The sequence below is a fragment of the Kaustia mangrovi genome (assembly GCF_015482775.1).
In the GTDB taxonomy this organism is placed as follows: domain Bacteria; phylum Pseudomonadota; class Alphaproteobacteria; order Rhizobiales; family Im1; genus Kaustia; species Kaustia mangrovi.
On sequence record NZ_CP058214.1, the window covers coordinates 1,115,220 to 1,139,606 of the forward strand.

At 67.3% G+C, this 24,387-nt stretch carries 20 protein-coding genes, 1 tRNA gene and 1 pseudogene; 6 read left to right on the top strand and 16 right to left on the bottom strand.

Features of this window, described 5'->3' with window-relative positions:
• Positions 1-250 precede the first annotated feature (250 nt).
• Together HW532_RS05330 and HW532_RS05335 are read left to right on the top strand one after the other, a co-directional pair.
• The gene (locus HW532_RS05330) at positions 251-2,143 is read left to right on the top strand and encodes a L,D-transpeptidase family protein (protein WP_213163403.1); all 1,893 of its coding nucleotides are present in this window, start codon (positions 251-253) and stop codon (positions 2,141-2,143) included.
• A 749-nt stretch (positions 2,144-2,892) separates the two neighbouring features.
• Entirely contained in the window at positions 2,893-4,287 is a 1,395-nt protein-coding gene (locus tag HW532_RS05335) for a peptidoglycan L,D-endopeptidase MepK (RefSeq protein WP_213163404.1), read from the top strand.
• Positions 4,288-4,421: 134 nt separating this feature from the next.
• Here the strand turns inward: HW532_RS05335 and HW532_RS05340 are convergent, their stop codons facing one another.
• The 4 genes from HW532_RS05340 to HW532_RS05355 all read right to left on the bottom strand — a co-directional run bounded on the left by HW532_RS05340 (position 4,422) and on the right by HW532_RS05355 (position 6,467).
• Positions 4,422-4,925, bottom strand: a complete 504-nt coding sequence (locus HW532_RS05340) for a GNAT family N-acetyltransferase (protein ID WP_213163405.1) — start codon at positions 4,923-4,925, stop codon at positions 4,422-4,424.
• A 7-nt stretch (positions 4,926-4,932) separates the two neighbouring features.
• Positions 4,933-5,214, bottom strand: a complete 282-nt coding sequence (locus HW532_RS05345) for a DUF2312 domain-containing protein (protein WP_213163406.1) — start codon at positions 5,212-5,214, stop codon at positions 4,933-4,935.
• A gap of 87 nt (positions 5,215-5,301) precedes the next feature.
• Positions 5,302-5,601 (bottom strand): DUF1244 domain-containing protein, encoded by a 300-nt coding sequence (locus HW532_RS05350; RefSeq protein WP_213164437.1) that lies wholly within the window; start codon positions 5,599-5,601, stop codon positions 5,302-5,304.
• Positions 5,602-5,612: 11 nt separating this feature from the next.
• Entirely contained in the window at positions 5,613-6,467 is an 855-nt protein-coding gene (locus HW532_RS05355) for an N-formylglutamate amidohydrolase (RefSeq protein WP_213163407.1), read from the bottom strand.
• 252 nt (positions 6,468-6,719) lie between these two features.
• On the opposite strand from HW532_RS05355, the pseudogene HW532_RS05360 reads away from it, so the two are divergent.
• A pseudogene (locus tag HW532_RS05360) lies at positions 6,720-7,151 on the top strand (DUF1036 domain-containing protein); the annotation flags it as partial.
• Positions 7,151-8,587, top strand: a complete 1,437-nt coding sequence (pyk, locus tag HW532_RS05365) for a pyruvate kinase (RefSeq protein WP_213163409.1) — start codon at positions 7,151-7,153, stop codon at positions 8,585-8,587. The pseudogene HW532_RS05360 and the gene pyk, both read left to right, overlap by 1 nt.
• Positions 8,588-8,607: 20 nt before the next feature.
• Here the strand turns inward: pyk and HW532_RS05370 are convergent, their stop codons facing one another.
• The 3 genes from HW532_RS05370 to HW532_RS22055 form a co-directional block, all read right to left on the bottom strand.
• Complete coding sequence (locus HW532_RS05370) at positions 8,608-9,249, bottom strand: tetratricopeptide repeat protein (protein WP_213163410.1); 642 nt, start codon at positions 9,247-9,249, stop codon at positions 8,608-8,610.
• Between the two features lie 125 nt (positions 9,250-9,374).
• Entirely contained in the window at positions 9,375-9,500 is a 126-nt protein-coding gene (ykgO, locus tag HW532_RS05375) for a type B 50S ribosomal protein L36 (protein WP_213164438.1), read from the bottom strand.
• 189 nt (positions 9,501-9,689) lie between these two features.
• On the bottom strand, positions 9,690-10,604 hold the full coding sequence (locus HW532_RS22055) for a hypothetical protein (protein ID WP_246479563.1): 915 nt from the start codon (positions 10,602-10,604) through the stop codon (positions 9,690-9,692).
• A gap of 328 nt (positions 10,605-10,932) precedes the next feature.
• Here HW532_RS22055 and HW532_RS05385 point away from each other — a divergent pair, with 328 nt between their 5' ends.
• A complete protein-coding gene (locus HW532_RS05385; protein ID WP_246479564.1) occupies positions 10,933-11,586 on the top strand; it encodes a TlpA family protein disulfide reductase in 654 nt (217 codons plus the stop codon).
• Here the strand turns inward: HW532_RS05385 and HW532_RS05390 are convergent.
• The 6 genes from HW532_RS05390 to HW532_RS05415 all read right to left on the bottom strand — a co-directional run bounded on the left by HW532_RS05390 (position 11,569) and on the right by HW532_RS05415 (position 21,243).
• On the bottom strand, positions 11,569-12,837 hold the full coding sequence (locus HW532_RS05390) for an MFS transporter (RefSeq protein ID WP_213163412.1): 1,269 nt from the start codon (positions 12,835-12,837) through the stop codon (positions 11,569-11,571). The genes HW532_RS05385 and HW532_RS05390 overlap by 18 nt on opposite strands.
• A gap of 179 nt (positions 12,838-13,016) precedes the next feature.
• Positions 13,017-15,203 (bottom strand): TonB-dependent receptor, encoded by a 2,187-nt coding sequence (locus tag HW532_RS05395; protein WP_281397160.1) that lies wholly within the window; start codon positions 15,201-15,203, stop codon positions 13,017-13,019.
• 59 nt (positions 15,204-15,262) lie between these two features.
• Positions 15,263-16,576, bottom strand: a complete 1,314-nt coding sequence (locus HW532_RS05400) for a lysine N(6)-hydroxylase/L-ornithine N(5)-oxygenase family protein (protein WP_213163414.1) — start codon at positions 16,574-16,576, stop codon at positions 15,263-15,265.
• 15 nt (positions 16,577-16,591) lie between these two features.
• The gene (locus HW532_RS05405; RefSeq protein ID WP_213163415.1) at positions 16,592-18,391 is read right to left on the bottom strand and encodes an IucA/IucC family protein; all 1,800 of its coding nucleotides are present in this window, start codon (positions 18,389-18,391) and stop codon (positions 16,592-16,594) included.
• Positions 18,388-19,467 (bottom strand): GNAT family N-acetyltransferase, encoded by a 1,080-nt coding sequence (locus tag HW532_RS05410; RefSeq protein WP_213163416.1) that lies wholly within the window; start codon positions 19,465-19,467, stop codon positions 18,388-18,390. The genes HW532_RS05405 and HW532_RS05410 overlap by 4 nt, the downstream gene beginning before the upstream one ends.
• Positions 19,468-19,470: 3 nt before the next feature.
• Positions 19,471-21,243 carry an IucA/IucC family protein gene (locus HW532_RS05415; protein WP_246479565.1) on the bottom strand — a complete coding sequence of 591 codons (1,773 nt, stop codon included), beginning with the start codon at positions 21,241-21,243 and terminating at the stop codon, positions 19,471-19,473.
• A 226-nt stretch (positions 21,244-21,469) separates the two neighbouring features.
• Here HW532_RS05415 and HW532_RS05420 point away from each other — a divergent pair, with 226 nt between their 5' ends.
• Complete coding sequence (locus tag HW532_RS05420) at positions 21,470-22,624, top strand: MFS transporter (RefSeq protein WP_213163417.1); 1,155 nt, start codon at positions 21,470-21,472, stop codon at positions 22,622-22,624.
• Here the strand turns inward: HW532_RS05420 and HW532_RS05425 are convergent.
• From HW532_RS05425 to cpdR, 3 genes are all read right to left on the bottom strand, one after another.
• On the bottom strand, positions 22,612-23,652 hold the full coding sequence (locus tag HW532_RS05425) for an AraC family transcriptional regulator (protein WP_213163418.1): 1,041 nt from the start codon (positions 23,650-23,652) through the stop codon (positions 22,612-22,614). The two genes, HW532_RS05420 and HW532_RS05425, sit on opposite strands and share 13 nt — an antisense overlap.
• 157 nt (positions 23,653-23,809) lie before the next feature.
• Positions 23,810-23,884 (bottom strand) — tRNA-Val (locus HW532_RS05430).
• Positions 23,885-24,021: 137 nt separating this feature from the next.
• Positions 24,022-24,381 (bottom strand): cell cycle two-component system response regulator CpdR, encoded by a 360-nt coding sequence (cpdR, locus tag HW532_RS05435; protein ID WP_213163419.1) that lies wholly within the window; start codon positions 24,379-24,381, stop codon positions 24,022-24,024.
• Between the last annotated feature and the right edge of the window lie 6 nt (positions 24,382-24,387).

A 24,387-nucleotide genomic window follows, 5' to 3' on the forward strand; every position in this document is an offset into this window, starting at 1 on the left:
GCGCCGTTTTCTGCTATGATCACGCGAGGTTGTCTTGCTCGCCATCCGTGGTCGGACTAGCTTGCGCGCGACAGTTGTTTTCAAGGAGGTCATCGTGCTGAGACTGGGCATTCCGGCCGTTTTTATCTCAGTGCTTCTTGCCGGCACCGCGGTCGCAACGCAGGCGAATGCGCAGTCCGCGCAGCGCACGCAGAACTTCTCGGGCCGCGATTGGGAGACGCCGCCGACCCGGCGAAGCGGTCCTGGCATCATGTCGTTCTTCACCTCCCAGGAACGGGTGCGCGGCGACGACCTCTACCGCTCGCGGGGGCGGGCTGTGCGCCAGCGGACAGCACCGCAGGCCAATGCGAACGTGTCCGGCATTCCCGATGTGAAGGACTATGACGGCTACACGCCCGAGCCGCTCGTCGCCCTGCGCGACCGCGCCCTTGAAAGCGATACCGAGCTCGAGCCCCTGCCGGCCGCCGTCCTGGACACGCTGCGCGGTGCCCAGGAGGATGTGACGCTACGGCTGCGCAAGGAGCACCGCCAGCCGGTTCTCGACTTCTACGCCGAGCGCGACTTCGCGCCGCTCTGGGTGGGCGATTACGGCCTCAGCATCCGGGCCCGCCGGCTTCTGGACATGATGGCCAGGGCCGACGAGGAGGGACTGGAGGCCGATCAGTATCTGCCCGCCTCGCTGACGAGCTTCGACGACGACGCCACGCTCATCGTCGACGACGAGGATGCGCTCGCCCGGCTCGACGTCGAGCTGACTATCAAGGCGCTCAGATATGCACACGACGCCTCCGCCGGCCGCGTGGACCCGAACAAGCTGACCCGGTACAACGACCTCAAGCCGCGACCCATCGATGCAACCTCCGCGCTGGCCGAATTCCAGCGCACCGTGCGTCCCGACAGCTATCTTGCCGCGCTGCATCCGACCCATCCCGCCTACAAGGCGATGAGGGCCGCGCTCGCCGAGCTGCGCGCCAATCTCAGCGAATCCGCCGAGCAGGCCCCCATTCCCGAAGGCCGGATCATCCGGCCGGGCATGAGCGATCCGCGCATCGCGCAGATCCGCAAGCGGCTCGAGCGTATGAAGCTTCTTCAGCCCCGGATCGAACCCTCCCGGAACCCGGTCGACTACGTCTCGGCGGAGACCGACGACACCGCGATGGATCCCGACTACGTCTCCATGGATCCGGTTGTCGAGGGGCCTGCAGAGACCGGCGGCACGACCTATGGCGACACGGCCCATAGCGACACAGCCTATGACGACGAGGTCGTGGAGGCTGTGCGCACCTTCCAGAAGCATGCCGGCATCGGGATCGACGGCATTATCGGGCCGCGCACACTTGCCGCCTTCAACAATCGCAGCGACACCAGCAAGATCGAGCAGCTCGTGCTCAACATGGAGCGCATGCGCTGGATGCCGCGCGATTTCGGCGACCGCTATGTGCTGGTCAACCAGCCGGCCTTCGAGTTGCGCGTCTATGACGATGGCGAGGTGATCCATACCGCGCGCGTCGTGGTCGGCAAACCGCGCAACCAGACGCCCGCCTTCTCCGACACGATCCGGATCGTGGAGTTCAACCCGTACTGGAACGTGCCCCAGTCCATCGCCGTGAACGAGATGCTGCCGCAGCTCAGGCGCGATCCGGGCTATCTGGCGCGACAGGGCTATCAGGTGCTCAACAGCAACGGCCATGTCATCAACAGCCGGGCCGTCAACTGGTGGCGCATGGGCGGCAGGAGGCTGCCGGTCCGCATCCGCCAACCCCCGGGGCGCAGCAACGCGCTGGGCGAGGTGAAGTTCCTCTTCCCGAACAAGCATGCCGTCTATCTGCACGACACACCGGCCAAGAAGCTGTTCGAGCGCAATGCCCGCGCCTTCAGCCATGGCTGCGTGCGTGTCCAGAATGCGCGTGAGTTCGCCGATGTTCTCCTCAAGCCGGAAGGCTGGACGCCCAATCGCATCGCACAGGCCATCGGCAATGGCCGCAACCAGAGCCTCAAGCTCGATCACAAGATCAATGTCCACCTCGTCTATCTGACCGCCTGGCCGGACGAGGACGGCGTGATCCGCTATCGCAACGACATTTACGGGCGCGACGCCCGCCTCGAGCGCGCGCTCGGCACCGGCCGCGTCGCGATGCGCTAGGCCTTATCCTTTCGTCATGCCCGGGCTCGTTCCGGGCATGACGGACAGGACATCACCCCCCGCTCCCGCCCATTGCACAGGCTGAATGTCGGCACGCCTCAGGGACGTTCCTGCGCGACCTTCCCTGCGCCCGCGCGCCCGGATGTCGCGCTTCGCCAAATCGCCGCCCCTCCGCCTCATTTGCAACAAGATACGCCCCTATACGCGCTAACCGTGATCGATACACGCAAAACGTGCTTATCGGGTCACGGCAATTCGGGCGGCGGGTTGATGCGTGTCCTTCCCCCGAATCGGTAGTGGCGGTCGGTTTTGGGCTGGAGTTCCGGGTGCCTCCGATGGCTCTCCCTCCCGCCCGGTCTCCGGCCTTCAAAAGAAGCACCAAGACGCGACCGCCATCGCGCTGGAAAGCGGCGGCGGGTTCCCTTGCGCTCCTCCTCCTCCCCCCGCGCAAGGGGCCTGTCGCCGCTTTCCTTTCCCGCAGGAGAGGCGGCGAACCGACAGCCCGAACGCCTTAAGACGCCATTAAACATGATGCCTGAAACTGCATTTCCAGAGCTGCCGTATCTCAGGGGTTGGCTTCATGCGACATCTGGAGATATTGTACGTGGAGAATTGGCCACGTACACGAGGGGAAACTTATCCAAGGAGCGGGGACTCGCCCACCGAGTGGCCTCCCGTATGAGTGTGTGATGCGTTCAAAAGCAGTCTGCTGCGGACACGGGTATACTGTGAGCAGGAAAGCCCGGAAATTGCTCGCCGCTTCCGCGATCGCGGTCGCATGTGCGACGGTCGCCATCGGTGTGCCAGCCCAGGATGTCGCCGCTGTGGGCGACTCGCGCACCCTGTCGCTCTATAACGTCCACACCAAGGAAAACCTCACCGTCACCTACAAGAAGAACGGGCGCTACATCCCGTCGGCGATGAAGAAGCTGAATTACTTCCTCAGGGACTTCCGGCGCAACGAGCCGACGCGCATGGATCCCGAGCTCATCGATCTCGTCTACGAGCTGCACGAGGAACTCGGCTCGCGCAAGCCCGTCCACGTCATCTCCGGTTACCGCTCCCCCAAAACGAATGCGATGCTGAAGAGCATCGGGCGCAATGTCGCCAAGCGCAGCCAGCATATCCAGGGCCGCGCCATGGATATCTATTTCCCAGACGTGAACACCAAGAAGGTGCGCAACAGCGCCCTGGTGCGCAAGGTCGGCGGCGTCGGCTATTACCCGCATTCCGGCAAGTACGGCTTCGTCCATGTGGACACCGCCCGCGTGCGCCACTGGCCCGGCATCCCCAAGGCCGAATACGCCGCGATCTTTGCCAATCACAAGACGCAGGTCGCCGAAGCCCGCAGGAAGGCAGCCGAGCAGGCCGAGCCCGTGCTCGCCAGCGCGCCGCCCAGGCCGCGCGAGAAGCCGGCGGCACTGGCCGCCATCGCCCTTGCCGCGCGCGAGAAGGAAGAGAGCGGACCGCTGACCGTCGCGCAGGCCCCCGTTCCCGAGCCGCGCCCGGAGGAGGCGCTCGCCTCCACCAATACGCAGGTCGCCATGGCCAATGGCGATCTCCGCGTGGAGCCGGCGGCGGCCCAGCCCGCCGAGCGGCAGTCCTTCGCCGATCCCAACTGGCGCACGGGCGGCGGCGACTTCGGCCCCCTCTTCTCGGCCACGCGCCGCCGGGTCGCGAGCGATCCCTCGCTTGACCCGCCGGTCATCGAGCCTCTGAGCACGCTGGCCTCCTCGTCCACTACCGGCGATCTCGATCCGCGTGGCCAGCAGGTGGCCGCGAATGCACGCGGCGACAGGGACGACGTCCCGGTCACCCAGGCATCGGCCACCGATACGGGCGTGAGCATCTCGATCCTGCCGCCCATCATCGACGGTCTGAAGCGCCTGTTCGCCAGCGCGGCGGACGAGCCGACGATCCTGGACGAGACAGATCTCACCCCGGTCGGCGGACAGACGATCAACCGCGCGGGCAAGGGCGACCTGATCGTGAGCAATCCCGATCACGTCACGCCAAACGCGGCTGGAAAGGCCGCCCAGCTCGGCCAGACCCACGCCTCGCTGACCGTCGGCCCGGCCGCCGCCCTGCGCAGCGCCATGCGCGAGCGCGACCCGCTGGATCCCGCCCCGCTGCCCTTCGACTGAGCCTTACGGCAGGGTGGTTGTCGCTCCCCGGGCTCCGTCTTCACTGGAGCCATGGGGAGAGGGTGCGCATCTTCGCACCTCACGCTCATTGCCCGCGAAAGCGGGCATCCCGTGCTTTTGCCTGGATAAGCGCTTCAAACCGGCTGCGAGCTGTCCTGGCCGAGCGGCCGTTCCAGATAGACGACCGCCTTGTCGTCGGCAAACGCCTGCCGGCCCACGGGCAGGAAACCGAGCCGGCGGTGAAAGCGCAGGGAGCCCGGATTGGGCGGGCGCTCGTTCACCTCGCAGGCAAGAACGTCGCGCAAGCCCGAAATGCGCGCAAGAAGCGTTTCGTATAGCTGGCCGCCGACACCCCGGCCCCGCCAGGCGGGATCGACCCCGACACGGTCGACATAGGCGAAGCGTTCGTGGCGCTGCGAGACCCAGAGATAGTTCGGGCTGGTATAGCCCGCCCCCTCTCCGAGGCAGATCAGGAAGCCGACGGGTGCCCCCTCGGCTTCCGCAACCAGCGTGACGAGCGCCGCCCCGGCGAGCATGGCCAGACGTTCCGGGCTCACGCTGCCCACGCCGGGGGTCGATGCCTCGTTGATGCGGTGCAGGGCGTCCAGATCCTCCGGACACCAGTCGCGAATGCGCATGGGGGCGTCAGCCTTCGGTCGGTCCGTCCTGGTCGCCCGCGCCCGGGATCATGCCGAGCGCATGCATGTAGAGCTCCAGCACGGTCTCCTCCTCCTCGCGCTCGGCCCGGTCCTTCTTACGGAGAGAAACCACCTTGCGCATGATCTTGGTGTCGAAACCGTGGGCCTTGGCCTCCGCATACACCTCCTTGATGTCGGCGGCGATAGAGGCCTTGTCCTCCTCCAGCCGCTCGATGCGCTCCACGAGGCTGCGAAGCTGTCCCTGGGCGAAAGTCGTGGTCGTGTCCATGGCGTCTCTTGACTGTCTGTGAGCGTTGTCGATGATCGGCGGAGATTTGCGCGCCCGAGCTTAACGCTCCCCTAAGAGCGGGGACGCTTAGGCCTCGTGCTTGTGGACAGCGGCAAAGGCGGCTTTCTGCTCCTCCGTCGCCTCCGTCTGATAGCGCGCCTTCCACTCCTCATACGGCATGCCGTAGACGATCTCGCGGGCCTCCGCCTTGTCGAGATCGATGCCCTGTTCGCGGGCCGCGTCCTGATACCAGTTGGACAGGCAGTTGCGGCAGAAGCCGGCAAGCGTCATCAGATCGATGTTCTGCACATCCGTGCGCTCGCGCAGATGCGCCACCAGCCGCCGGAAGGCGGCCGCCTCCAGTTCGGTGCGCGTCTTGTCGTCCATATCCTTGCCAGTCATGGCGTCCTGCTCCTTGACTTGGGGGTCCGGCCCATCTCCCGCCCGCCGACCTCACGCTGCCGGCCCTGTGCGACAACGCCCGGCAGGATGGCGGCGAACCGGTCGATCCAGGCGGCGACGCCCTCGCCGTCCGCGATCAGGTCCTGACGGATCTCGATCAGAGCGTGGGGCAATCCTCTTGCCGTACCATGCCGGTTCAGCGTGTCTCCCTCAAGCTCTCCCGAATACGGCTCGTTGTCGCCGACCACGAGATCGCCGCCGGCGCGCAGTGCGGCGAGCAGCGAGATGACCAGCCGGTCGTCCCGATCCCAGAGGACGCCCACATGCCACGGGCGCGGCACGCCCTTCCATGCGGGCGTGAAGCTGTGGATGGACACGATGGCCGGCGGCACACCGGCAGCCGCCTCGACCCTGTCGACCGCCTGCGAGATCGCAGTGTGATAGGGACGGTAGAAGCGGGTCAGCCGGCGTTCGCGCTCCGCGGCGTCCGCATGCGCGTTGCCGGGAACGACCGCCCCGTCGGAGAGCTTCATGACGAGGGTCGGGTCGTCCTCGCCGCGATTGGGGTCGATCAGGAGCCGCGAGAACCCGCTGAGCACCGCCGGCACGCCGAGCCGTCGTGCCAGGCCGCGCGTCACCGCCTCCGCCCCGATATCGTAGCCGATATGGCGTTCGAGCTCCGCCGGCGGAAGGCCGAGCGTTCCGTATTCCGGCGGCAGGGCATTGCGCGCATGGTCGCAGATCAGGACGAGACCGGCCGACGGATCGCCCTCGACCGTGTCGAACGGGGCAAAGGGCGCCTCTTCGCGGGCATCTTCGCGGCGATCCGGGGAATTTCGCGTATCGAGCATGGCGGCACTATAGTCGGATGGCCCGGCCTGGGCCACAGGCCCGTGGGGCGCCGTCCTCTACCATGTTTGCCGACCTCGTGCGAAGTACCGATTCGCCCTTTTCCGCTTGTGGATTTTAAGGGATGCGCAAGGAAGTGCGATCAGGCTAAGCTTGCAGAACGCGCGGCGCTCCGCCAGTCGGATTGAAGGGCTGGAACCTCCCGTTGCGCATGATATTGTCGGCTCCGGACCAAGCGGAGGAAATTGCAACCGATGGTGTGCTGGCGCGTAGTGCTGTCTCTTGCCATAGGCGTTCTCGTCTGGGGTGCCGCTCCGGCGCATGCCGACCTCAAGCTGTGCAACAACACCGAGAGCCGGGTCGGGGTCGCTCTGGGCTACAAGGACACGAAGGGCTGGGCCAGCGAGGGCTGGTGGAATATCGGCCCTCAGGCCTGCGAGACCCTGCTGAAGGGCGACCTCATCGCGCGCTACTATTACGTCTATGCCGTCGATTACGACCAGGGCGGCTCCTGGGGCGGCAAGGCGATGCTGTGCACGCGCGACAAGCTGTTCACCATCCGCGGCGTGGAAAACTGTGAGGAGCGCGGCTACCAGCGCACGGGCTTCTTCGAGGTCGATACGGGCGAGGAGCCCGACTGGACCGTCACCCTCTCCGGCACCAAGACGACGAAGGGCAACAGCCAGTGAGACGCGAGCGCCGCGTCAAGATCCTCGCCACGCTCGGCCCGGCCAGTTCAAGCGCGGAGATGATCTCCGAGCTGTTCGACTGCGGGGCCGACGCTTTCCGTATCAATATGAGCCATACCTCGCATGAGGAACTGCGCACGCTCCATCGCACCATCCGCGATGTGGAGACGCAGAAGCGCCGGCCGATCTGCATCCTGGTCGACCTGCAGGGCCCGAAATTCCGCATCGGCCGCTTCGCCGACGGCGAGATACAGCTCGAGCCGGGCGACACCTTCGTCCTCGACATGGAGGAGACGCCCGGCGATACCTCCCGGGTGGAACTGCCTCATCCCCAGATCTTCCAGGCGGTCGCGCCCGGCGACACCCTCCTGCTGAATGACGGCCGGCTCGGCCTCGCCGTGCGCGAGGTCGACGAGACCCGCATCGTCACCGAGGTGGAGATCGGCGGCCCGCTGTCGGACCGCAAGGGCGTCAACCTGCCCGACACGGTACTGCCGCTCAGCGCGCTGACGCCGAAGGACCGCTCCGATCTCGACTGCGCCCTCGATCTCGATGTCGACTGGATTGCGCTGTCCTTCATCCAGCGTGCCGACGACGTCGCGGAGGCAAAGAAGGTCGCCCGCGGCCGCGCCGCCATCATGGCCAAGATCGAGAAGCCGGCCGCACTCGGCTCGCTGGACCAGATCCTCGAGCTTGCCGACGGCATCATGGTCGCGCGCGGGGATCTGGGCGTCGAGCTGCCACTCGAACAGGTTCCGGGCCGCCAGAAGCAGATCGTGCGCGCAGCCCGCCGCATCGGCCGGCCCGTGGTGGTCGCCACCCAGATGCTCGAATCGATGATCGAACAGCCCGTGCCGACCCGTGCGGAGGTCTCCGACGTCGCCACCGCCGTCTTCGAGGGCGCCGACGCGATCATGCTGTCGGCGGAATCCGCCGTCGGCGCCTATCCCGACAAGGCCGTGGCCATGATGGACGATATCGCCCAGGCGGTGGAGAAGGACCCCTTCTACGGAGACATCATCCACGCCCAGCGCACCGAGCCCGAGCCGACCTCCGCCGACGCCATCAGCGCTGCGGCACGCACCGTCGCCCAGACGCTCAACCTGGCGGCCATCGTCTGCTACACCTCCTCCGGCGCGACAGGCATCAGGGCCGCGCGCGAGCGCCCCGCAACGCCGATCGTGGCGCTGACACCGATCGCGGCCACCGGGCGGCGGCTCGCCCTCGTCTGGGGGCTTCACTGCGTGCTCACCGCCGATGCCCGCGACCTCGACGACATGGTCGCGCGCGCGTGTCGCATCGCCTATCAGGAAGGCTATGCGCGCGCCGGCCAGCGGATCATCATTTCAGCGGGCTTTCCGCTCGGCACGCCGGGCGCCACGAACATGCTGCGAATCGCCTTTGTCGGGCGCGACGGGATGGAGGAGAGCTGACGCCGCGGGCGGGCGGCATGTCAGATCGGCTGCCCCTCGACTTCCGGGCCGAGCGTGCGCACCGCATTGCGCGCGGCAGGCAGGAAGGGATGGATCTCCAGCGCCTGTCGGAAGGCCTTGAGCGCACCATCGCGGTCGCCGAGCTCCCGCAGGATGATGCCGCGCCCCGACAGCGCTCCGAAATGGCGAGGCTCGAGCGTCAGCGTCCGGTCGATATCGGCGAGCGCATCCTTGTAGTTCTTCAGGAGGAAGTTGACGGTCGCGCGCTTGTTCCAGCCCTCGGGATAGTCGGGCGCGATGTCGACCACGGCATCGAGAATGCCGAGCGCGGCATCGTAGCGCGAATCCTCCACAGCCTTGTCGACCTGCCCCATCAGGAGATCGACCGTCGGGCTGCCCGACTGCATCCACAAGGTCCAGACCGCCTGCTCGAGGACCTTCGCGCCGTCGGCGGACTGGGCGGCCTGAAGGCGGGCGAAGAGCGAATCGAGGAGGCGCCCGCGCTCGACGGCATCGGCCTCGCCCTGTGCCGGCTGCTGACGGAGCATCTGCGTCAGGCCGGCCTGTCCCTGCGCCACACCGGGAAGCGCGACGGCCATGAGGCACAGGCCCGCAAGCGCTGCACCGGCCCGTTTCAGCCCGCTATGTGGCAAGTCGCTCATGGATTCAGGATACACAAAGCCGCCCAATGCAAAAAGCGGGCATCCGGTCAAGTCCGGTCCCGCTCATTCGCATGGTCGTGAATTCGGCCCCGTCGCCGGGGCCGGGCACTCGCAGGCCCGCCCGTTCAGCCCTGGCGGGCCTTGAACCGGCGATTGGTCTTGTTGATCACATAGACCCGGCCGCGCCGACGCACGATACGATTGTCGCGATGACGCTTGGCGAGCGACCGCAGGGAGTTGCGGATCTTCATCTCGGCACCTGTGTTCTGGAACAACGCCCGCGCCACCACCGACACGGGCCTCAAATCGAGGCGGACGATAGTGAGGCTCCGTCCCGTTGTCAACGGCGTAAAGGCGCCTGTACGGCCACATTCCGGCCTCAACGAAAACGGGGCGGCTCCTGCCGGAACCGCCCCGCAAATCCTGTCCGACCGACAGCGTCAGAGCGACGCCACGATCCTGCACACGGCCACCTTCTCACGGCTGTAATGGCTCGGGGCCGACAGCACGTCGCGGCAGGTGGTCTTGAGCTTCGCCAGCTCGCCTGGGCTCAGGCTCGCCAGAGCCCCCTGCACGCCGCTCGGGCTGAGACCGCCCGGATTGCCGCCACCGGTGCCGCCGCCACCGCCGCCGCCGGTGCCGCCACCGCCGATTCCGACGCCAACGCCGACATTCACGCCATTCTCGCCGCCGACCGACGCACCGACACCAACGCCGATGCCGTCGCCGCCGACTTTGGCGCCAAGACCGGCATTCACGCCATTGTCGCCGCCGATCGACGCCGTGGCGCCCGCGCCGATGCCGCTGCCGCCGATCTTCGCACCCGCGCCGGCATTCACGCCGTTATCGCCGCCGACCGACGCGCCGACACCCGCACCCAGGCCATTCTCGTTGCCGCGAACGCCGAGACCGGCATTGATGCCATTCTCACCGCCGACACTGGCGCCAACGCCAACGCCATCGCCACCGAAATTGGTGGTGCCGACATTGACGCCACCGAGGCCGACGCTGGTGCCGCCGATGCCGCTCGCGGGGCCGCCTCCGCTGCCGCCGATACCGCCGACAGCGCCACCGACGGCACCGCCAAGGCCGCTGTCGCCGCCGGTGCCGCTTCCATCGCCACCGCCACCGACGCCTCCAAGGGCACCGCCCACAGCGCCGACAGCGCCACCGACCGCACCACCGACCGCACCACCCACGGCTCCGACAGCACCGCCCACGGCACCGCCAAGGCCACCGAGACCGCCGGATTCACCGGCCTGCACACCCGGCGCTGTCAACGCGACCGCGCCACCGACAACCAACACAGCCAGCGCTGCGCGAAACGAAACCTGGTTGCGCAATCCAAAGGTCATTGTTCTCGCTCCTCTGTAAAGGCCATCAGCACTCCTTGCCGATGAGCCCACACACGCCCCCTGGACCAACCTCGGTTGCTCCAACAGCTTGAAAGACTAAACAATTTCCGGCACACCCACCCAATAAACGCCCTCTTAACCTTTTGTTAGACTATGTTGCTAACAACAATTGGTCAAGCTCAAGAGCACAATCGGACAGAGATTCGCGCGCTCTGTTTTTATTAAAATTGCTCACATATCGGGGCGATGATCTGATGCGCCTTCATACTTCGTAAAGCAACGTCGTGATTTCCTGACTTGCCGAGGCGATCTAGACAGGGCCTGCGTCATGCACATTGCGAAAGCAACTTTTCTGGCGATTGCTCTTGTTTCACCGATACTTGCAGGAGCATCGCCCCTGTCGGCACAGACCCGGCTCGCGCTGCACGAGACGCCGCGAGAGAGGCAGCCTTTCGCCGTGGAGGCGCCGGACGGCGTCAGAGACATCGCCGCGCCCGACGGCAAGCTCCGCCTGATCAATCTGTGGGCCACGTGGTGCCCGCCCTGCCGTGAGGAAATGGCGTCTCTGGATCGGCTCCAGGACGTTCTGGGCGCAGACGATTTCGAGGTCGTGGCGATCTCCGTCGACGATGGCGACGCGCCCGGCAAGGTGAGCGCGTTCTTCGCACGCAACGACATCTCGCATCTCACGGCGTATTTCGCCGACAAGAGCCGGCTGGCCCGGGCCTACGAGGTCTGGGGCATTCCGACAACCATCGTGCTCGACGGCACAGGCCGGGAGATCGGCCGCCTCGTCGGCCCGGCCCAATGGGACAGCGTCGACATGGTGGCCTTCTTCCTGCGCCTTCTGGAGCGGGAAACCCGGGTCGACCCGGATGTCGCCGACACCGGGACCGTCACACCCTACCCGCCCGATCTGCGCCCCGGCGCACATCGGCCGGCGGCGCCAGACCCGATCACCGGATCAACGGGTCTCCAGTAGCTCCGCCCCCGGCGGGGCCGAAGGCTCCTCCCCCATGGCCCGCGCGCGGGCGACCAGCGGCACCGCCACGATGACGGCCACGGCCGAGATCGCCGTTGCCAGCGCGAACAGCACGCCGTAGCCGAGCCAGTCGGCCAGCACGCCGGCAAGGCTCGACCCGACCAGATAGACGATCAACTGCGCGCAGGCGAGCACGGTGAAATCCGTGCCCGGCTGGTCGGAGGACGCCACCGCCATGAACAGGCTGTAGAGCGCGACGATCTCCATATAGCGAATGAGCGTCTGGAACGCCGCCGCGCCGAAGAGCGGCCAGTAGCCCGTCACCACATCGAAGGCATGGAGCGCGAAGAGCGCAAAGCAGACGGTGCGCAAGGCGCCCAGAAGCCCCAGAACGCGCCCCTGCCCCATCTTGAGCAGCAGGATGGCGGCAAGCCCCGAGCCGACCAGCCCCGCAGTCGCCGCCGACCCGCCGGAGAGATAGCCGATCACGTCGAGCGGGACGCCGCGGTCGACCATATAGGGCCCCTCCATCGCCTTAACGAAGCCCTCGCTCGCCCGGTAGACCAGCGCGATCGCCAGCACCGAGCGCGCCTCCGGACGCGCCAGGAAGGCACGCAGCGAGGGGCGAGGCCCCGCCGCAGCACCCGGCGCCGGTCCGTCCTCGCCTTCGCGCATGGCAAAGGCCGCCACGAGCGGCACAAGCGAGACGGCCGCAATGACGAGGACCATGGGCTGCCATCCGAAATGCTTGTAGACGATCAGGCTCAGCGTGCCGCCCACCACGACGCCGAAGGCCACAGCCCCTCCCTGGATCGCATTGCCGATGGGCCGGTCGCGGCGCGCGAGCGAGCGCGTCGCATAGCCGTCCGTCGCGATATCCTGCGTCGACAGGAAGAGCGCCATGACGAAGCCGATGGCGAGGAAGGCCACCGCATCGCTCGGCTCGATCAGCGCCAGGGATGCGATTGCCGCAACGATGCCGCACTGCGTGATGAGCACCCAGCCAGCACGGTGCGCGCGTGCAATGGGCCGGAGCCGGTCCACCTGCGGCGCCCACAGGAATTTCAGTACCAGCGGCAGCATGAGCACGCTGATCAGCCCGATCATGCTGCGCGACACGCCCGCCTCGCGCATGATCGGCGGAATGGCCGCGGCGATCAGATAGGTCGGGATCGACTGGGCGAGATAGAGCCCGGCAAGGATCACGAAGAGCCGCCACCGCCCCATGCCGGCAATGGTCGCAGCGGTCATGGCGTCTTGTCCCTGATGCAGCCCCCTCACCCGGCGCCTTCGGCGCCACCCTCTCCCGCAAGGGGAGAGGGTTCGCAAGCCGCACGACTTGCGGTCTTCCCTCTCCCCTTGCGGGAGAGGGTGGGGGCCATTGCCGCAAGGCAATGGGAGGGTAAGGGGGATTGGCTGACGACATCGCCTCAGAACGCCCTTCGATAGCCGACCGTGACGGTGCGCCCCCAGGAATAGACGGTGAGGTTGCGCGTCGCGGTGGCGGTCGGGTTCTCGACCGTCGCGTCGAACAGGTTGCTGACGGAGGCATAGGCCTGACCGCCCGCGAGCGGGTGGCTCGCCGAAACGTTCATTGTCGCCCCGCCATCGATGGGATAGCGCCCGTCGCCGTCGAACACGTCGCGGTCAGACCAGAACTCGCCCTCCAGCCGCACCATGGCGCCATTGTCGAAGAAATAGTTGCCGTAGAGCGTGCCGCGGAAGGGTGTGGCGATGCGGTTGTTGGGCAGATGAGCGTCGATATCGCCATCGCCGTCGGAATCGTACTTGCCCTCGCGATAGGTGAAGATGCCGCCAAGCGCGAGCTGGTCGGTCACGCGCACCTCGCCGGTCGCCTCCACGCCGTAGATGATCTCCTTCTGCTGGCTGAGCTCGTTGGTGCGGCTGTCGAAGGTCACGCCGTCCTTGGAGGTGGAGATGAAGCCGGCCACGCTGCCGCTGACCCGCCCGAGGGACCCGCGGATGCCGAGCTCGTAATTGTTCACGATCTGGGCCTCCGGTGCGATATCGCCATAGCCGACCGATGTGCCGGGCGGCAGGCTGCAGGGCGTGTTGGGCACCGGGCAGGCATAGGCGAGCGATGCCCCCGCACGCCGCGTGAAGGCGCCGACATCGGGCAGCGCGAAGCCCTGGCTGAAGCCGCCATAGAGCTCCACCGTGTCGGTCAACTCGAAGGTCGCGCCGAGATTGAAGGTGAGCGCGTCGTAGTTGAAGTCTCCGCCGGTCACATGAAGCTCCGGCAGCACGTAGCCAAGGCCCGGCGCGACGCCGTAGAAGACGTCCGGCCGGTCGAAGTCGCTGACCTCGAGATCGAGATATTCGTAGCGCGCCCCGCCGCGCAGGGTCAGCCGGTCGCCGATCGGGATCTGGAGCTGGGCGAAGCCCGCATAATTGTACTGCTCGAGCGGCGTGAAGACGTCCTCGCCGTTGACGAGCTGCTGATAGGTCTTCTCATAGGTGACATCCGCCCCCCAGGTCAGCGTCCAGCCGTCGAGGAGGCCGGTCAGCGGGGTGTCGACCGTCGCATTGACACCGACGCGGTCGGAGTAGAGCTCCGTCTGGTTGAACCAGGCGGTCGGATCGCTCGCATCGCCGGAGAAATAGACCAGATTGTTGTAGGTCGGATCGTAGTCGGTGTAGTTGAAGCGCTTCTTGATGTCGTTGTAGTAGCCGACAATGCTGAGTTTGCCGAGCGCGAAGTCCTCGTCGGTGTAACGCACCGAGAAGGACTTGGTGTTCTCCAGAACGCTCTGACCCGGATAGGGCTCGGAGAAGTCGGGCTGCGCATAGTCCGGGCCGTAGGCCGTCAGCCATTTCGGATCCTGGTCGAGATAGACCCAGAAGGCCGACACGTCGAGGCGTTTGGCCTCGTCGAACTGATAGCCGAGCTTGGCGTAGAGGTTGCCCGAATCGAAGCGGTCCCCGCCGCCCTGCCCCAGCATGCCGTCCGACGGCAGCTCGCGGCCCGCGCCATCGTAGGTCTTGCTGGCGAACTGGCCCGTCCCGGTCACGAGATAGTCGAAGCCGTCCTTCGCGCCGGAGACCGTGGCGGAGACCTCGGGGCTGAGCGAATCGCCGAGATCGTGCGTGAAGCCACGCAGCGACACGTCCACATCCGCGTTGAACGGGGCGCCCTCGCCCTTGCGGGTAATGAAGTTGACCGTACCGCCCGTCGCACCGCTGCCATAGAGGCTCGACGCCCCCGCCACGACCTCGATGCGCTCCACCGTATGGAGATCGACGAGCGACAGGAGCCTCGAGACATCGCGCAGCGGCGTGTTGAGCGGCACGCCGTCGATCATGACCAGAAGCCCGCGCCCCCGGAAGGATTCGGAGGCGCCGGAAATGGTCTCGTTGGAGACCGAGAAGCCCGGAATGAGCTTCGCCAGCACTTCCGAGGCGCTGCTGGTCATCTCCAGCTGCTCCTCGATCTCGGCGCGGTCGATCACCTGTACCGACTGCGGCACGTCGGCAAGCTCGCGGTCGGCGCGCGTCGCGGTCGTCACCGTAATGGCGTCGAGCGCGATCTCCCCGGCGCCCGTCTCCGGCCCCGGATCGGCATCCTGTGCGACAGCCCCGCTCGATGCGCAGGCCATGACCAGACTCACAACAAAAAGGCGACGCATAATTCCCCCCTCTTCTTCAAGGCCAAGCGTCAGACATTCAGGGTTTCGATGGATGGCAGGGGCTCGCCCCCCGTGGCCCAGCGCACCAGCGGCGGCGGCATCTCCACGTCGAAATGGGCACGCCCCAGCAACGCATTGGCGATGATCGCGCTGCGCCATGCCATGAGGCTGAGCTGGGGTTCGGCGATGCCGTGGCTGAGCCGCCCGGCATTGAGTGCGAACACCCGGTTGTCACGCGGGCCGTCCCAATGGACCGCGAAGTCCTGATCGATGCGGAAATAACCATGCTCGTCGAAGGCAAGCCTGTGCCTCAGCGGCGCGAGGCAATCGGGCACGGCGAAGCCGTATCCGGTCGCGAGCACCACGGCGTCGACGGTCGCAACGTCGATGCCGCCGTCGAAACCGTTGCGCGCGACGAGCCGGAACTCGCCATTGCGCGCCTCCGCTTCCAGCACCTCGCGATGCGGCATCGGGGCGATCGGCCCCTCGCCCCGCGACTGGCGCCCGAGGCTGTAGAGGCGGCGGTAGAGCGCCCTCAGCGTGGAAGGCGAGATGCCGTCGCCGGCAAGCTTCTGATGAGCGACGATGGCCGCCTTGCGCCCTTCGGCGAGCCCGTGGAAACGCTCCACATAGTCCGGCGTGAAGAGCTCGTTGGTGAACGGCGTGTCGTCGAGCGGCTGGAAGTTCGCCCGGCGGCTCAGCCAGACGATCTCGCAGCCGGCGAAGCGCTCGTCGGTGAGGAGGTGGAGAACGATCTCCGCACCGCTCTGCCCGCCGCCGACGACGGCGATGCGCCGCGCCTCGAGCTCGGGGAGCCGGTGTGCGCTCTCAGACGAATGGAAACACCGCGCGCCCAGATGCGGCTTGGCCCAGTCGGGCATATGGGCCGCGAGCCCCACGCCGAGCGCGATATTGCGCGCGCGCTCCCGCTCGCCGCCGGCGAAACGGACCGTGAAGGCGCCGTCGGCGAAGTCGACCTCGCGCACCTCCACCCCGAAGCGCAGACCCGGCACGCCTTGCGCGACCCAGGCCAGATAGTCGGCGAATTCCTCGCGCGGCGTCGCCTCGAACTCGGCATTGAGGAAGCGGTAGAACCGCTTGTGCGCCACGAGGTAGGCCATGAAGGACCACGGGCTCGTCGGGTTCGTGGGTGTGACGAGATCCTTCAGAAAGGAGGTCTGCAGCTCCACGCCCGGCAGCATCATGCCCGGGTGCCAGTCGAAACCCCGTTGCCGGTCGAAGAATCGCGCCGCGACGCCATCGATCCCGTCGAGATGGGCGGCGAGGCTCAGATTGAACGGGCCGATGCCGATACCGGCAAGGTCGAGCAGTCTCTCTGTCATGACATCGGATCTCCTTCAGGCGGAAACGGCTTCGCGCCCGACGGGCCGCCGGGCGGAATGGAGGGGATTGGCGAGCGCGCTCCCGAGCGCTGGCACGGGCCGCTCGCCGGCATCGCCATAACCGATGGCGAAGCGCACGCGGTTGATGCGGATGCGCGGGATCTCGGGCTGGAACAGGTCGAAGAGCGCAAACCGTTCGGCAAGCTCGGGATGGCTCTCCTGGTAATGCCGCAGGCGGTCGGCCAGCACGCGGTAGAACACCGTCTCGTCGAGCCCGTCATGGCTGGCGAGCGCATCGGACAGGAAGCGCAGGACGCTCACGAAATGGCCCGTCTGGAGATGGTGGACGAGATGCTCCGGCGGGCGGCGCTTCAGCGTCTCGTGCACTGCTGCGGGCAGGGTGGCGAGCTCGGGGAAGTCGTCGGCCACGAGGTCGAGATCGCCCTGGAAGTCCTTCACCGCAACGCCCGCCGGCACATCGCCGTCGAGGATGACGGAGACATTCTGGCCATGGGCGATGAAGCCCACCCCGTAGCGGCACATGAAGTGGTAGAGCGGGACGACGACGGACGCGAACAGCCGGTCGAGCCACGCCTCGTGCGACAGCCCGGAGCGCTCGACGAGAGCGCTCGCGACCGGCCGGCCCGCCCCGTCCCTCTGGGCGAGCGCGCCCGCCATCACCGGGCGGTGACCTGAGGGCAATCCCGCCTCCGGGCTCTCCCGCCAGATCGCGCCGAGCATCTCGCGGAACTGGTAGGGCACATCCGCGATCCGCTCGTAATGGGGATGGGGGTAGAAGGCGCCGGCAACCTCGCGCAGCACCTTCACCGGCGCGAGCACCGGATCGCTCGCTGCGGTGTCGGCGAGCCAATCGGAGAGCGTTGCGCCGATGGCCATGTACCGGCCCGGCACGCCCCGCCAGGCGGAGGTGTTGAGGACGGTGATCGGCAACTTTACATGGAGCGCGTGCGCCCGCGCCGCATTGGCGAGCGTGCGCAGCGACTGTTGCGGACGGTAGGGGTCGCCGAAGCTTCCCAGCGGTACGATGCGGCCCGCCGCGATCTCTCCGGCGAATTGCGGTGCGATCATGTGGTCCCACTGCCAGGGATGGACCGGCAGCAGCATGTGCGACCCGTCCGAGACGCCGGCTCTACGGCGAGCCTCCTCCAGCCGGGCGCGCTCCTGCCCGTCCATGGCGTGGGTCAGCAGCGTCTCCTCGTCGGTCTCGCGGCCAAGCGCCATGCGGCAGGTCTCGCGCTCCGCGGCAACCCAGAAGAGGCGGATATCGGGCTCGAACTCCGGCGCATAGGCCCTGAAGTCCTCAAGTCCCCAGCCGATACGCCCCTTGTTGGCGGGCGCCTTGGGGTGGCCCTCGAGGCGGCACTGGAGCGCCTGGTCCGGCATGGCGGCCAGCGTGTCCGCCGTCTCCTCGGGCTCGCGGGCGGCAAGGCGCGCATCCGCCACCAGCGTGCTGTAGAGCTCCTTCGCATAGGTCGCGAGCGTATCCGGCGCCATGCCGAGCTCGCCATTGGCATCCACAAAGAAGGCGACCGCATCGCTGACGGGCTCGTCCGTCTCCGCGCAGCGCCTGAGGCTCTCCGGGCGGATGGAGAGCTGCCCCCAGATGCGGCGGACGGCCTCGAAGCGATAGGTCACGCCGCCCGACAGCGCGAGCGCCCATCTCGTGCCGACGCCGTCGGCGGCGACGGGCGCGAAGGCTTCCTCATAGGCGAGCTCGGAGATCGCCTTGGCGACGATATCGCGATTGATGCGCGCCCAGAGACCGGCATCGGGAATCGGCGCCGAGGCGGTCATAGCACCACCTCACGGAAGAAGGTCTCGCGCTCGCAGCACATGAGGGCGGCGCGCTTGTGGGGAAAATCGAATTCCTTGACCTTCACATAGCCCGTATCGGACGAATAGCTCAGCATGCGCTTGTGCGAGGCGCGCGGCTCGCCCACGACCCGCCGGGTGCGCGGTTCGTCCAGGAACAGATAGTGGGTGAGCGAGCGGAACCAGGCGAGCGTCTTCGGCCGGCCCAGATGGCGCTTGTTGCCGATCAGCCCGTGCCAGCCACGGTCGAAATCCTCCGCCTCGTAATAGGGGCCGAGACGGTCCTCCTTTGCCCAGTAGAACTCGAAATAGGCGGCCGGCTCCCCGTCGAAGCTACCGATCACGCCGAAGATGTGCGGATCGGCCTCCTGCTTTGCCAGATACTCGTCATGCTCGGCCTCGCTGCCGGCAAGCTCCCAGTAGAAATCGACGCGCGGCGCGTTCATCCACTCATGGAAGAGGGCGAGGTCGCGCTTGCGCTCGATAGGCCGAAAAGAAAGAGCCATGCCGAGCTCCGGCAGCCAGCGCTCGTAAAGCGTCCCCACCGGACGCGGCGGGCGCAGGGGCGGCAGGCGATCGTCCGGTCCGAGCGACGAGCGCAGGCAGGGATAGGCCGCATGGTTCGCCTGATACCGCCACAACAGCGGAAGCTGGTAGAACTGTCGGCGGGCGACCGCATGGCGAAGCCCCCCGTCGACCGTGCGCGAGGCCGTAGCGAGCACCGAGGCCGCGGGCAGCTCGGCAGGCTCCGGCAGCAGCAGCTCTTCAGCCTCCGGCATGCGCATGAAGGCCGCCTCGACGAGGACAGCAACCATCGCGGCCTCTTCAAGCGCGCCGACACGGAAGCGGAACGCCTCGAGCCCGGGCGGATGATCGGCACCCGGAAGGAGCACCGCCTCGGCGAGGACACCGCCCTCCCCCGCCGCCTGCAGGCAGGGACGGCCGTCCCGGGTTGCCGTGAGCCGGACCGCGAGGTCGCCTTGCGCGAAGGCGGAGTGGTGATAGGTCGTCTCCAGCATTTGCGGTGCGGCCGGTGCGATGGGCTGCTGAACGGTCATGGTTCACGCCTCCATGAGCGGGTTGGGCAGGTCGACATAGGCGGAAAGCGGGTCGGTGACCTCGGTGTTCTCGTTGACGTTGCGGAAGAAGATCATGAAGTTCCCCTTCGCCTTGAGCGTCGGCGAGGAGAGGAGGTAGTCGATGGCGGAGGTGTCCTTCAGGCCCTCGCCGCGCAGCCGCTCGAGGAAGTCGCGGAAGAGCGCGACGAGCCGTTCTTCGGCGGCGAGGCCCGGCAGGGCGAGCGCGGCGATCGCGCCGAAGACGCTGTTGACCACCAGGTAGTAGCCGACGAGGCGGGCGGCCTCCGCAGTGGGGAAGACATGGCCTGCGGCAGTGTCGAGATCGGGCAGGTAGCGCTCCAGATCCGCCCGGTGCTCGCGCACATAGCCCGTGCCCTGGCAGTCCCGGTAGTAGAGGACACCGGGCCAGCCGCCATCGAGGCCGAGGACGATATTCTGCTGATGGGCACCGAAGAGCAGCCCGTAGTCGGCCTGCGCCACGAGTAGCGGCTCGACCGCCACCTCCAGGAAGCGCGCGAACCAGCGCTCCGCCACCCGGCCCGCACTGTCATACTCCCCGCGCGCGATCCGGCGCACGAGCCCCGACAGGAGGCTTTCGCGTCCGTCCGTCCCCGTCTCGCACAGGGCGGCGAGGACGGCGGCGGAGGGCTGGTCGTCCCCCATGAACGGGTTCTCGCGGAAGACGACGGTCGTCTCCGGCACGACCCGGCCGTCGGAGTCGCGCAAGGAGAGATGGGCCGGCTCGCCCATGACATGGAAGGCGGGATAGCGCTGCCTCAGGGACTGGCCGAGCGGCCCCTCGAGCAGCCGGTAGACTTCCCGGCCGCGCTCGCATTCATGGGGTTCGATGACGCGCAAAGAATTGGTGAGGCGCAGGTTCAGCGAGAATTTCAGCATCCACGGCGCATGGGACCCGTAGATGGCGCGCAGCGAGGTGGTCGCCAGCCAGGGCGCGCCCGCCGAACCGAGATCGACGGCGAGCCCGCAGGCGAAGAACCGCTCGATCCGGGGCTCGAGCCTCAGCCTTGCGGCCTGCCAGGGATGGACCGGCACGAGCACCCTGTCCGCCGGCAGGTCGCCGAGCTCGGCGGCAAGCCCGGGATCGGCCTCCATCAGCGAGCCTGCGATCTCCGGCGCGGCCGTCTCGCAGGCGCTCTCATGGGCCAGGGCGGCCGGAGACACCGCCCACCAGCGAAGCGCGAAACCATTACCGTGCTCCGGCGCGAACAGACGCGAATCCTCCGGCGTGAACTCGTCGCGGCTGCGCGGGGCGGGGTGGACTGCATGGCCATATCTCAGGCCTTGTTCGGCCTCGATGAACCGGCAGGCCAGCGCCCGGTCCGGCCCGTCCCCGTCCGGCAGGCGGTCGACCGCATCGGAGACGTTCATGGCACTGTCGACCACCCGGCGCAGGAAGATCATGCGCTGGCGCGCCGTCGCCTCGCCGCAAATCGCGGATTCGCGGGTCAGCAGGGTGAGCGCATGCACGAAGCTGATCGGCTCCGCCGTCTGCCCGGCGCGATGCTCAAGCAGCGGAAAGACGAAGGCATGCCGTCCGACCGTGGAGCGATGGGCGAGCGGTGCGAGAAGGTCGCAGCCCGACTGCTCCAGCGGGAACCGGACGACAGACTGCGCCCGGCATGACGCCACGCCATGCGCGTCGGGTGCGAGCACGCTCCAGCCCGCCCATTCCCTCATCAGCGCGTTCAGGAAGGCTGTCGCGCTGATATTGTCTGCTTTCGTCTGGTCTGTCACGGCGGCCCCGGTCGATTTAGAACCAGTCTAAGAAGTTTTAAAAGAACAATTTTAATACTTCTTCTGTTTTTTAGAATTAGTCTACATTGAAAGACGCTCTCTATTTACTATTCGTAATGGCGTATTGCATAAACACTGCGATATGACAAGAAACCATGCCGATTGTGACAGAAATAAGGGGGTCGGATCGCACACTCCACAGAGCGCGGGCCGGCTTGCCGTCGCGGTGTCGACCATCGGTGTCGGCCAATCCGGATTCGTCGCGCTCATTCCCCTGATCGCCGACAGGGTGGGGCTGGGGCCGGGCGCTATCGGCTTCGCAGTCGCGCTCGGCTCGCTCGCCTTCCTTGTCGCCGCCCCCATCTGGGGCCATCGCGGCGAGCGCATCGGGCGCGCCCGGCTCATGCGCCGGCTCGGCCTCGTCGCGCTCGCAAGCCATCTTGCCGTAATCGCCGTGATGGCCGTGCCGCCCGCCCCGCCCCTCGCCGCGCTCGGCGCACTCTGTGCCGCGCGGTTCGCCTATGGCGTGGCGGGCGCCGGCATGATGCCGACAGCTCAGGCCTGGATCGCGGGCACGACCGCGCCCGAGGCGCGCCCGGCCGCTCTCGCGCGGCTGAGTGCGGGGCTCGGCACTGGCCGGATCCTCGGCTCCCTGGCGGCCATTGCGAGCCCGCTCCATCCGCTCGCGCCCTTCGCGCTGATGGCGGCCAGCACCGCAAGCGTCGCGCTGGTGCCGCGCTCGGCGGCACCGGCCGGGCCGGCCGGATCGGCGGCGACAGCCCAGCCGCAGCCGCCCCTCTCCCTCCGCGACCTGTGGCCCGTCATCGCCATCGGCTTTCTGCTGACCGTCTGCTTCGGGCAGATCCAGGTGACTCTCGGCCCATTTCTGCAAGTTGTGTTGAACACCACCCCTGCCGACGCCACGGCGACGACCGGCTGGCTGCTCGCGCTGGTCGCCATCGCCATGATCGCCACGCAGATGCTCGTCGTGCCGCGCCTGCGCCTTGGACCGCACGGCAGCGTCGTCGCCGGCGCGGCCACTGTGTGCGCCGGCACCGCCGCCATCCTTGCAAGCGGCACGGTGTGGGAAATCGCCGCAGGGCTTGCGCTCGCCGGAGCGGGCACCGCCCTTGCCACGCCGGGCTATACGGCCTGGCTCACAGGCAGGGTGGAGCGCGCCGCGCAAGGCCGCGCGACGGGCTGGCTCGCCAGCGCCCATGTGGGTGGCCAGGGCATAGGCGCGCTTACCGGCGGGCTCGCCTTCGAGCTCTGGCCCGCCCTACCCTTCCTGGATTGCGCGATCATTGCCGGGCTGGTCGCCCTCATCGCGGCCTGGATGGGCCGCGCGAGGCGACACACGCCCCGGGGTCAGTCCGGATGACGGACCAGTTCGCCGCTCCTGCGAAACTCGGAGGGAGAACATCCCATCCACCGCCTGAAGGCACGGGTGAAATTCGCATGCTCCTCATAGCCGAGCGAGATTGCGATATCCATGAGCGGCAATTCGGTCTCGCGCAGCAGAGCGAGTGCCCGTTCGCGGCGGGCGACATCCACGATGTCCCTATAGGAATAGCCCTTGTCCCGCAGGCGCCTCTGAAGGCCCTGCACGCTCAGCCCGGCCATCCGCGCCGCTCCGTCGATATCGGCATTGCCGTCGAGAAGACGCAGGGCCACGACGGCGGAGAGAGACCGCGCCGGCTCCGGCGCGTCCGACAGCGCCACATCGGCCACGACCTCGCGCAGGGTCACCGGACCGCCCCCTCCGGGCACCCCGGCCCTCCTCTCCTGGGCGAGATCGGCGGGGGCCAGGACCACGCCCGTGCCGAGACGGCCGAACCGAACCGGAATCTGCAGCCGGTCCTCGAGCAGCGCAGCCCCCTCTGTGCGCGGATAATTGACCTCGATCCAGGCCGGGCGCCAATCCTGGCCCAGATACAGCCGGCACAACCACATCATCGGCGGAATGAGATGATCGGTGTGCTGGGTGACATCCAGATCCGTTAGCGGGATCACGTTGCGCCAGAGCCAGTGGTCGGTGTCCCAGACGAGATCCAGGCTGGAGCTGCTCCGATGGGCCCAGTCCGTCGCACACAGGCGCCGCAACGCCGCCCCCAGCGTGGGCGCCGACATGCCGTATCTTGCCCACATCCCGTAGGCTGTCTCCGGCATGCCCTGGCCGACATCGAGACCGAATGTGCGGTCACCCAGATGGCGCGCGCACCGTTCGATAAGACCGACCATGGCGGCAAGCGGTATCGGGGTTTGCGGCGAACCGATCACGCCGACCGGCAGACCTTCCTGCTCGAAGGCCTTCTGAAGCGCGCGTTCGCCCGCACGTTGCTCGAACAGTTCAGGCAACGACCCCAGGCCGCTGATCCGGACAAGATCGACCGCCCCCCGAAAAGCCATGGCGTCCCCCCGACGCAAAATGACAGTCCGGCCCCCACCTGTGCTTACTAGTGCCTTTGCCGCGCGAAGACAAGGCGGCGCGCACATAGCGGTACGCCAGGTCCGAATGCCAGCGTGCGGCGTTCGATGCGGTCCAGTGAGATTGTGCGGGGTTAGATGGTGGGCGCGGCTGGGATTGAACCAGCGACCCCTACGATGTCAACGTAGTGCTCTCCCGCTGAGCTACGCGCCCTGAGGTCACGGCCTCGCGACCGCACACACCCTATATCGGGAAGCGCGGCGGGGTGCAAGACCCGGTGTGGGGACAATATCGCGATTGGACCTGAGGGACCGTGCAGAGCCGGTTATTCGCCGCCCGGAGCCTGCCCCTCATGCCGCCATCATCCGGTCCACCTCGCGCACGAGATCGCGCAGATGGAACGGCTTCGACAGGACCTTCGCATCCTTGGGCGCCTTGGAATCGGGGCTGAGGGCGACAGCGGCAAAGCCCGTGATGAACATGATCTTCAGGGCCGGGTCGAGCTCGGCGGCAAGCCGTGCCAGCTCGATCCCGTCCATCTCCGGCATGACGATGTCGGTCAGGAGCAGGTCGAAATGGGCCTGCTTGAGCTCCTCATAGGCGCTCGCGCCATCGCCGAACTCCGTCACCTCGTGGCCGGCGCGCTCCAGGGCGCGGGCCAGGAAGCGCCGCAAATCGTGGTCGTCTTCGGTCAGCAGTATCTTCGCCATAGCTCT

What these genes read in the sequence shown, in the direction of transcription:
- HW532_RS05340 (WP_213163405.1), bottom strand. Translation starts at nt 4,925, where the DNA reads ATGCGCATTCGCGACTGGTGTCCGGAGGATCTGGACGCCCTGCACCGC.
- HW532_RS05410 (WP_213163416.1), bottom strand. Translation starts at nt 19,467, where the DNA reads ATGACCGTTCAGCAGCCCATCGCACCGGCCGCACCGCAAATGCTGGAG.
- HW532_RS05400 (WP_213163414.1), bottom strand. Translation starts at nt 16,576, where the DNA reads ATGACAGAGAGACTGCTCGACCTTGCCGGTATCGGCATCGGCCCGTTC.
- HW532_RS05395 (WP_281397160.1), bottom strand. Translation starts at nt 15,203, where the DNA reads ATGGCCTGCGCATCGAGCGGGGCTGTCGCACAGGATGCCGATCCGGGG.
- HW532_RS05330 (WP_213163403.1), top strand. Translation starts at nt 251, where the DNA reads ATGTCGTTCTTCACCTCCCAGGAACGGGTGCGCGGCGACGACCTCTAC.
- HW532_RS05370 (WP_213163410.1), bottom strand. Translation starts at nt 9,249, where the DNA reads ATGAGCGACTTGCCACATAGCGGGCTGAAACGGGCCGGTGCAGCGCTT.
- HW532_RS05425 (WP_213163418.1), bottom strand. Translation starts at nt 23,652, where the DNA reads ATGGCTTTTCGGGGGGCGGTCGATCTTGTCCGGATCAGCGGCCTGGGG.
- HW532_RS05350 (WP_213164437.1), bottom strand. Translation starts at nt 5,601, where the DNA reads ATGGACGACAAGACGCGCACCGAACTGGAGGCGGCCGCCTTCCGGCGG.
- HW532_RS05355 (WP_213163407.1), bottom strand. Translation starts at nt 6,467, where the DNA reads ATGCTCGATACGCGAAATTCCCCGGATCGCCGCGAAGATGCCCGCGAA.
- HW532_RS05345 (WP_213163406.1), bottom strand. Translation starts at nt 5,214, where the DNA reads ATGGACACGACCACGACTTTCGCCCAGGGACAGCTTCGCAGCCTCGTG.
- HW532_RS05405 (WP_213163415.1), bottom strand. Translation starts at nt 18,391, where the DNA reads ATGACCGCCTCGGCGCCGATTCCCGATGCCGGTCTCTGGGCGCGCATC.
- HW532_RS05390 (WP_213163412.1), bottom strand. Translation starts at nt 12,837, where the DNA reads ATGACCGCTGCGACCATTGCCGGCATGGGGCGGTGGCGGCTCTTCGTG.
- HW532_RS22055 (WP_246479563.1), bottom strand. Translation starts at nt 10,604, where the DNA reads ATGACCTTTGGATTGCGCAACCAGGTTTCGTTTCGCGCAGCGCTGGCT.
- ykgO (WP_213164438.1), bottom strand. Translation starts at nt 9,500, where the DNA reads ATGAAGATCCGCAACTCCCTGCGGTCGCTCGCCAAGCGTCATCGCGAC.
- cpdR (WP_213163419.1), bottom strand. Translation starts at nt 24,381, where the DNA reads ATGGCGAAGATACTGCTGACCGAAGACGACCACGATTTGCGGCGCTTC.
- HW532_RS05385 (WP_246479564.1), top strand. Translation starts at nt 10,933, where the DNA reads ATGCACATTGCGAAAGCAACTTTTCTGGCGATTGCTCTTGTTTCACCG.